Here is an 8842-nt window from a genome sequence, read left to right as displayed (position 1 = left end):
AACGACACTCTTTCCCTACACGACGCTCTTCCGATCTGATGCGGCTGGGCTTTGACGACGACGCGCAGGCCGAAGACTGCGCCCGCGCCCTGGCCGCGGCCGGCGCCAGCGAACTGGTGGTGCACGCCCGCACGCGCGCCGATGGCTACCGCCCTCCCGCCTACTGGCACCGCGTGGCCGATGTGCGGGCCGCTGTGTCCATCCCGGTGGTGGCCAACGGCGAGATCTGGACCGTCGCCGATGCGCAGCGCTGCCGCGCCGAATCGGGCGGCCACGCCTTGATGCTGGGCCGGGGCATCGTGGCCAACCCGGGTCTGGCGCGCGCCATCCTGGGTGACGCCGAAGGGCAACTCCCCTGGGCCACGCTGCAAGGGTTGCTCGCGGTGTTCTGGGGCCTCATCGTGGCCCACATCGAGCCCCGCGCCCGGGCCGGGCGGCTCAAGCAGTGGCTCAACTACCTGCGCCGCACGCACCCCGAGGCCGAAGAGGCCTACCAGCGCGTGCGCGCCATTGCCGATTCACGCGAGGTGGCCCGGCTGCTGGACCTGCCGGAGGCGCCCGACGGGCCGCCGCTGCGCCACGCGGCCTGATTTCACTCGCCCAGGAAGTCGCGCTTGCCCAGCGCCACGCCGCCGTGGCGCAGCAGGTTGTAGGTGGTCACGACGTGGAAGTGGAAGTTCGGGAGCACCCAGCTCGTCAGGTAGGTCTGGCCATCGAAGCGCACCTCGCGGTCGCGCAGCGGGATCACGATCTCGCGCTCTTCGGTGCCGTCGATCTGTTCAGGCTCGAAGGTGTTGAGGTAGTCGATGGTGCGGCGCACGCGGTCCTGCAGCTCGGCAAAGCTGGTCTCCACATCCGGGTAGGTCGGGATGTGCTGGCCGGACAGGCGGGCGGCCGCGCCCTTCACCATGTCGGTGGCAATCTGCACCTGCCGGTTCAGCGGGAACATGTCGGGGAACAGGCGCGATTGCAGAAAGGCCTGCGGGTCGATGCCGCGGTCTTCACAGTGCTGCGCCGCCTTGCCCAGGATGGCGGACAGCGCCTCCAGGGTGCGGGTGACCGGCGGGACGAGGGCGGTGTACATGCTCAGGCTCATGATGGGGTCGAGGGTTCGTTCAGGTAGAGGTCTGCATTAAATCGCACCCCGCCCGATCGTGCAGGGCGCCGCGCATCGGACAATGCGGGTCTTTGATCCCACGCAGACAGGGTCGGCGCCGGCCGACCGGAAAGACCAGACAAGATGGCCATCCAATGGTTCCCCGGTCACATGAACGTGACCAAGAAAGCCATCGCTGAACGCATCAAGGACATCGATGTCGTCATCGAGCTGCTGGACGCGCGCCTGCCGGGCTCCAGCGCCAACCCGATGCTGGAGGCCCTCACCGGACAGCGCCCCAAGCTCAAGGTGCTCAACAAGCAGGACCTGGCCGACCCCGTGCGCACCGAAGCCTGGCTGGCGTGGTACCGCGCCCAGACCGCCACCGGCGCCATCGGCCTGGACGCCTCGGACACCGCGCCCGCGCAGCGCCTGATCAAGGCGTGCCGCGAACTGGTGCCCCAGCGCGGCGGCATGCCCAAGCCCGTGCGCGTGCTGATCTGCGGCGTGCCGAACGTGGGCAAGTCGACACTGATGAACACGCTGGTGGGCCGCAAGGCCGCCAAGACGGGTGACGAGGCCGGCGTGACGCGCATCGAGCAGCGCATCAACCTGGCCAGCGACTTCTACCTGTTCGACACGCCAGGCATGCTGTGGCCCAAGATCCTGGTCGAGAAGAGCGGCTACCACCTGGCCGCCAGCGGCGCCGTGGGCCGCAACGCCTACGACGAGGTCGAGACCGCGCTGGAGCTGATCAACAGCCTGAAGGCGCCCTACCCGACCCAGCTGGCCGAACGCTACAAGCTCGACGACGTGGCCGCCATCCCCACGCAGCACGACGATGTGCTGCTGACCGAGGTGGCGCGCAAGCGGGGTGCGGTGATGTCGGGCGGCAAGGTCAACCTGCAGAAGGCCGCCGAGATCGTGCTGAACGACTTCCGCAGCGGGGCCATCGGCCGCATCACACTGGAAACGCCGGAGGCCTTCACGGAGTGGCTGGCCGATGCAAAGGCCGCGGAGGCCGAGCGCCAGCGTCAGAAGCAGGCGATGAAGAAGGCCGGCCGCCACACGCCCCGCCAGGACCCGCGCGGCGTCTGAGGCCCTGCGCGCACGCCATGAGCGAGACACCGAACGAGCCGATCTTTGCGCCGCGGGGCCTAGTGCCCACGGACGAGCAACGCGCCATCCAGCTGGCGCGCAAACGGCACCTGATCATCGAAGCCAACGCGGGCGCGGCCAAGACCACGACGCTGGCCCTGCGCCTGGCCCAGGCCCTGCTGCGCGGGGCCGATCCGGACCGCGTGCTCGCCCTGACCTACACCGACACCGCCGTGCAGGCCCTGCGCGACGCGCTGGCCCGCATCGGCCTGCCCGCCGACACACGACGCCGCCTGCGCGTGATGACCTTCGACGCGTTCTGCACCGAGCGCATGCAGGCGATCGAGGGCTGCACGGTGCCCTTTCACGCCGAGCCCGAGGCGCTGCGCGCGCCCGTGCTGCGCGCCATCGACCGCGTGCTGCGCAACGTCGACGAGCGTTACCCCGACGAGTTCGCCATCCAGGGCGATGGCGCCGCCAGCGTGGAAGGCCTGCTGGCCGCCTTCCTGCACCTGAAGGGCACCATGCAGCTGATGGTCGAGGCCGCCGACCGGTCGCTCACGCCCACGCTGGCCGCGGAGATCGGGCACGACTACGCCACGCTCAAGATCTTCCAGGCCTACGAGCACATCCGCCGCGGCGGCCACCCCGATCACCACGCCTTCCGCAGCGAGCACGACGCCACCTACGACCTCGCCCGCCTGCTGCTCGACGAAGACGCCTGGCTGGGCGACCCGCATCCGCTCGACCTCGGCCTGCACCTCGTGTTGGTCGACGAGATGCACGACACCAACCGCGCGATGTTCACCGTGTTGCGCGAACTGATGGCGCGCAACCGGGCGGCCTTCGTGGGCGTGGGCGACCGCGACCAGGTGATCCACGCCGTGGCCGGGGCCGATGCCCGCTTCATGGGCGAGCTGTTCGACCGCGAGGTGGCCGAGGCCACACGCTATCCGCTCAGCACCACCTGGCGCTTCGGGCCCACATTGGCTCAGGCCGTGAGCGGGTTGGCACGCCACAAACCCTATGCGGCGCAGACCGTGCGCGACACCGAGGTGGAGGTGATCGCCACCGTGGGGCCGGCTGACCGCAACTGGCACCTCACCCGCCTCGTCAACGAGCGCGTGGGGCTGGATCCGGGTGCGCCCGCATCGGCCATTGCCATCCTGTTGCGCCAGCCACACCAGTCGGTCGAGCTGGAGAACCACCTGCTCGACCGCGGCATCGACTACCGCACCACCGGGTTCAGCACCTACCTGATGCGGCCCGAGGTGCTGTTCGTGCGCGGCCTGTATGCGTGCTCGCGCGGGCACTTCGGCGACATCGAGCGCACCGAGACGCGCCTGGCCGTGCTGCAGGCGCTGCTGCGCTTTGCCGGCTCGCACGTCGACACCGGCGAGGCCCAGGATGGCGAGCCGCCCGACGAGACCGAGCGCGCCCGCCTGACGGCCCAGGCCCTCAAGCAGGTGTGCGCCCAGCCCGAGCTGGCCGGCGCCTTCCTCGAGAACCAGGTGCTGCGCAACGCCGCCCCCGCCGTGCGACAGCGGCTGGAAGATGCGCTCGACGTGCTGCACAATGAAGACACCGAGGTGCTGCTGCGCCGCTTCGTGCGGGTGCTGCAGCCCGCGGCCCTGGCCGCGCGCGTGATGGTGCGCCGTCAGGACATTGCCCAGGTGGCGGCCAACATCGAAGGCCTGATCCAGTCGGTTGCCACCTTCGACCACCTCACCGCCTTCTTCCGTGCGATGAACGAGCGCGAACGCCGCCAGCAGGCTATGAAGCCGCAGCACTGCATCCTGCTGTCGAGCATCGAGGCCGCCAAGGGGCTGGAGTTCGAACACGTCATCCTGCCTGGCCTCAACAAAGGGGAGTTCGCCCTCGGCGGCGACACCACCGACAACCGCAACCTGCTCTACGTCGCGATGACGCGCGCCCGACGGCGCCTGACCATCCTGTGCGACCGCACACGACCGAGCGCCTACCTCCAGGACGCGGGCCTGCTTTGAAGCGGGCCACGCGCCACCCCACATTCAAAGAGAAAGAAGCGACCACATGGCTTCCTCCCCCGACCACATCAGCATGGCGCTGTTCTGCGACTTCGAGAACGTCGCCCTCGGCGTGCGCGACGCCAACTACGAGAAGTTCGACATCAAGAAAGTGCTCGAGCGCCTGCTGCTCAAGGGCAGCATCGTCGTCAAGAAGGCCTATTGCGATTGGGAGCGCTACAAGGGCTTCAAGGCCGCGATGCACGAAGCCAACTTCGAGCTGATCGAGATCCCGCACGTGCGCCAGTCCGGCAAGAACTCGGCCGACATCCGCCTCGTGGTGGATGCGCTCGACCTCTGCTACACCAAGAGCCACGTCAACACCTTCGTCATCATCTCGGGCGATTCGGATTTCTCACCGCTGGTCTCCAAGCTGCGCGAGAACGCCAAGTACGTGATCGGCGTGGGGGTGAAGCAGTCGACCTCGGACCTGCTGATCGCGAACTGCGACGAATTCATCTTCTACGACGACCTGGTGCGCGACGCACAGCGCCAGCGCAGGGACAACCGCGACCAGCCGCAGCCCCGCCGCTCGCCGGAAGAGGAAGCCCGCCGCAAGGCCGAGTTGGACGCGCGCCGCACCAAGGCCGTCGAGATGGCCGTCGAGACCTTCGACGCGCTGGTGACCGACCGCGACGAGGGCGGCAAGATCTGGGCCTCGGTGCTGAAAGAGGCCATCAAGCGTCGCAACCCGGGCTTCAACGAAAACTACTACGGCTTCCGCACCTTCGGCAACCTGCTGGAAGAAGCGAAGTCGCGCGGGCTGCTGGAGTTCGGCCGCGACGAGAAGTCGAGCGCCTATGTGTTCCGCAGCGCCGGCAATGGCAGCGTGGCCAGCGAGATGCGGGCGCCGCAGGGCGACACCATCGCGGCTTTGCAGGCCGAGCGCAGCTTGGCGGCCGATGAAGACCGCGCCGACCTCGCGTCCGCACACGAGGGCACATTGGCAGCGCCGGCCGAGCCGGAGGGCGAGGCCGAGCAGAACGGTGCAGCCGAATCGCGCAACGAGGAACGCCGTCGCAGCCGGGGTGGCCGAGGCCGTGGCAGCCGCAATGGCGGCCGTGCCGAACGTGACGACCGCCAGCGCGCCCCGCGTGAGGCCCGAGCCGATGCGTCGGCGGCCGAGCGCCCGGTGATGGCCGACGTGCCTGCACCCGTGGTGCCCCCCCCCGCTGCCCCGGTCGCCGCCCCCGCCGTCGCGCAGGCCGAGCCCGCCGCAAACGAGGCCGCTTCCGCCCCCGCTGCGCGCAAGAGCCGCAGCACCAAGCCCCGCAGCGAAGGCGCATCCCGCAAGGCCAAGTCCGCATCGAACGCCACCGAATCGACGCCGGTGCCCGAGGTCGCCCCGGCCCAACCGGAAGCCGCCGCACCGGCACCGGCCGCCAAGCGCGCGCGTCGGCCGGCGGCCCGCAAGCAGGCAGCCAGGAAGGCCTCGCCTGCAAGCGCACCAGACGACGCCAGCTGACCTGCAATCGCACTGAAACCGGGCAAATCGACCGTTTTCCAAAGGGCAGGCCGCACCTGCGCGGGGCCCTTTGCAGAGTGCGCGCACCAGCGTGGCGCAACGCAAAAAGCGTGTTCAAGTCCTCATGGGCGGCGACGATATGAGTGGGGAAACCCCTCACTCATCCACGCTCGCCATGCCCCACCCACTGCCCGCGGCGTCATCGCCATCCCGCCTGTTTTCCACACTCTCGCTCCAGGCCCGCCTGGGTCTGGCGGGGGTCGGCCTCGTGGTGCTGAGCCTCGGCATCACGGGGGCCGTGATCGGCATCCAGAGCAGTGAGCAGGCCGAGGCCGCCACGATGAAGCTGGCCGAGACCTCGACCCGCGAGGCGGCCAGCGCGTTGCAGACCCGCCTGCGCTCGCACCTCAGTACGGTGCAGCAGATCTCGGAGTCCATGCAGCAGACACGCGGTGCCAATCGCCCTCTGACACGCGACCAGAGCGACGACCTGGTGAAGGGGGCGTTGCGCAACAACCCCGATTTCATCGGCAGCACCGTCACGTGGGAGCCCAACGCACTGGACGGCCGCGACGCCGAATTCGCCGGGCAGAAGCCGCGCTTCGACGACACCGGCCGGCCCATGCCCTACTGGTTCCGCACACCGGACGGCCAGCTCACCGTCGAGCCCATCGTGTTTGTCAGCACACCGGGTGGCAACGACTGGTACGACGTGCCCAAGCGCACGCTGCGGCCCATGTTTGCCGAGCCCTATCTGTACCCGATCAATGGCAAGGAGGTGTTGATGTCCTCGCTGGTGGCGCCCATCGTGATCGATGGCCAGTTCAAAGGCGTCACCACGGCCGACTTCACGCTCGACCGCCTCGGGCAACTGCTCGCCAGCGCGAATCCGATGCGCAATGGGCAGATGGCGCTGCTCTCCAACGGCGGCCTGTACGCCAGCCACCCGGATGCCACGCAACTGCGCAAGCACGCCGACGACATCCCGGCAGAAGGCCTGGCTGCGGTGAAATCCGGGCGCGCATGGCGTTACGAGGATGCACAAGGCCAGGTCCACCTGCTGCAACCCGTGTCCATCCATCCCGACATTGCCCCTTGGGCCGTGCGCCTGAGCTTTCCGAAGGCGTATGCCACCGAGTCCGCGCGTGCACTCATGGCGACCACCCTGCTGACCGCGCTGGTGTGCGCGCTCGTCACCGGGGGTGTGCTGGTGATGGTTGTGCACCGGATGCTGGCCCCCTTGCGTGCCCTGCGCAGCGCCATGATGGGCCTGGCGAGTGGCGAGGCCGACCTGAGCGTCAAGCTCGAAGCCCGCGGCCGCGACGAGCTGGCCGACATCGCCCGAGGATTCAACGGCTTCGTCGCCAAGGTCAATGGCTCGATGTGGCAGATTCGCGAAGCGGCCGGTTCCGTGCAGGTGGCCTCTGGCGAAATTGCGAGCGGCAACCTCGATCTGTCCTCTCGCACGGAACACGCGGCCTCCAGCCTGCAGCAGACCGCCTCGTCGATGGAGCAGCTGGCCGACACGGTGAGGCACACGGCCGACACGGCCTCGCAGGTGAACCAGCTGGCTGGCGATGCCAGCGCCGTGGCCGCCAAGGGCGGCGCGATGGTGGGCGAAGTGGTGCACACCATGAACGACATCCACACGAGCTCGCGTCAGATCGCCGACATCATCGGCGTGATCGACAGCATCGCCTTCCAGACCAACATCCTGGCACTGAACGCCGCCGTCGAGGCCGCCCGGGCGGGCGAACAGGGACGCGGCTTCGCGGTCGTGGCCTCGGAGGTGCGTGCGCTGGCCAGCCGCTCGGCGGGGGCCGCACGCGAGATCAAAACGCTAATCCAGGCGTCGGTGGAACGGGTGGACCACGGCGCCGAGCTCGTTCAACGCACTGGCCAGACGATGCAGGACGTGGTGCAGGCGGTGCAGCGCGTGTCGGGCCTGATCCGCGAGATCTCGGACGCGACCAGCGGCCAGAGCGCGGGCCTGCAGGAGATCAACACCGCGGTGTCCCAGCTGGATCAGATGACCCAGCAGAACGCCGCCCTGGTGGAGCAGGGTTCGGCCGCGGCCGAGTCGCTGCGCGAGCAGTCAGCGCGGCTGGCGGGGATCGTGGCCAGCTTCAGGCTGGACGAGCCGCGCCGCTGACCAGGGCCGCCAGCGACCGGCCACTGCGCCAGGCGCCTTCCACCTTGCCGGAGCCCAGCCAGTCGCCGCACAGGCCGAGGCCGAGCGCAGGCTGCCAAACGGCCTCCTGGCCCAGTGGCGGAGCGGTGTCGGCATAGCGCCAGCGGTGCGCCGACCAGCTTGCCGGCTGCGGTGCCCCCAGGGCCCCGAAGGCCTGCAGCAGCGCCTCCGCGGCCTGCTCGGGCGTGTCTTCGATGTGGGCCTCGCTCCACTCGGCTTCGGCGTGCAGCAACCACGTCTCGCCGGGGCCCGCCGGCCGACCCGGCTTGCTGCTGTCGCGCGCCACCCAGCGCAGCGGCCCTTCGTTGACGAAGGCCGCATCGAAAGGCACGGCCACCGGAGCGTCATAGCGCAGCATCAGCGCCCAGCTGCCACGCATGCGGGCGCCTGCGGCCAGGGCGGCCAATTCGGGCGCCGGCTCCTGCAGGAGCGGCACGGCCTGGGGTGAAGGCACGGCGAGCATCACGGCATCGAACAACGTGTCCAGCAGGCCGTGCTCGGCCGTCTGCAATTGCCAGCCTGCGGGCTGGCGCACCAGCGCCGTCACCGTGGTCTGCAGTTGCACGTTCAGGCCCTGCGCGATGAAGCCAGCAGGCGAGGTCATGCGGGGAGTGCCGACAAAGCGCTCGGTCGACTCGCTCGCTTCAGGCACCGGCCGCGGGCCGAACACCGCCAGCCGCGGCTGCCACGGCGCGGCCACGCCGGCCGCCACCCAGCGGCCCACCTCGGCGCGGAAGGCCGCATCGCGCGCAGTGAAGTACTGCGCGCCGTGATCACACTGCCAGGTGTCGCCCCGACGCGTGCTCATGCGGCCCGACGGGCCGCGGCTCTTGTCGAACACCGTCACCGTGGCGCCACTGGCCTGAAGGGCTTCAGCGCAGGCCAGGCCAGCCAGGCCCGCACCGACCACGGCCACCCGACCGGGTTTCAAGGTCCTCTCGGTCATG

At 69.5% G+C, this 8842-nt stretch carries 6 protein-coding genes; 4 read left to right on the top strand and 2 right to left on the bottom strand.

The genetic code is table 11. From position 1 onward, the window contains the following. Positions 1-592: 592 nt before the first annotated feature. On the bottom strand, positions 593-1096 hold the full coding sequence (locus Q0Z44_RS12015) for a DUF1993 family protein (protein WP_298013041.1): 504 nt from the start codon (positions 1094-1096) through the stop codon (positions 593-595). A 144-nt stretch (positions 1097-1240) separates the two neighbouring features. Between Q0Z44_RS12015 and ylqF the strand changes: the two genes are divergently transcribed. The 4 genes from ylqF to Q0Z44_RS11995 all read left to right on the top strand — a co-directional run bounded on the left by ylqF (position 1241) and on the right by Q0Z44_RS11995 (position 7856). After that, positions 1241-2194, top strand: coding sequence for a ribosome biogenesis GTPase YlqF (gene ylqF / locus Q0Z44_RS12010; RefSeq protein ID WP_298013038.1), 954 nt, complete (start codon positions 1241-1243; stop codon positions 2192-2194). 17 nt (positions 2195-2211) lie between these two features. Continuing rightward, positions 2212-4200, top strand: a complete 1989-nt coding sequence (locus Q0Z44_RS12005; protein WP_298013036.1) for an ATP-dependent helicase — start codon at positions 2212-2214, stop codon at positions 4198-4200. Between the two features lie 46 nt (positions 4201-4246). Next, positions 4247-5704 carry an NYN domain-containing protein gene (locus Q0Z44_RS12000; RefSeq protein WP_298013034.1) on the top strand — a complete coding sequence of 486 codons (1458 nt, stop codon included), beginning with the start codon at positions 4247-4249 and terminating at the stop codon, positions 5702-5704. A gap of 175 nt (positions 5705-5879) precedes the next feature. Next, positions 5880-7856 (top strand): methyl-accepting chemotaxis protein, encoded by a 1977-nt coding sequence (locus Q0Z44_RS11995; RefSeq protein ID WP_298013032.1) that lies wholly within the window; start codon positions 5880-5882, stop codon positions 7854-7856. Here Q0Z44_RS11995 and Q0Z44_RS11990 read toward each other — a convergent pair. Continuing rightward, a complete protein-coding gene (locus Q0Z44_RS11990) occupies positions 7831-8841 on the bottom strand; it encodes an FAD-dependent oxidoreductase (protein ID WP_298013030.1) in 1011 nt (336 codons plus the stop codon). The two genes, Q0Z44_RS11995 and Q0Z44_RS11990, sit on opposite strands and share 26 nt — an antisense overlap. Position 8842 lies beyond the last annotated feature (1 nt).

Source organism: uncultured Aquabacterium sp., assembly GCF_947366995.1.
In the GTDB taxonomy this organism is placed as follows: domain Bacteria; phylum Pseudomonadota; class Gammaproteobacteria; order Burkholderiales; family Burkholderiaceae_C; genus Aquabacterium.
This window is presented reverse-complemented; position numbering and strand designations above follow the sequence as displayed.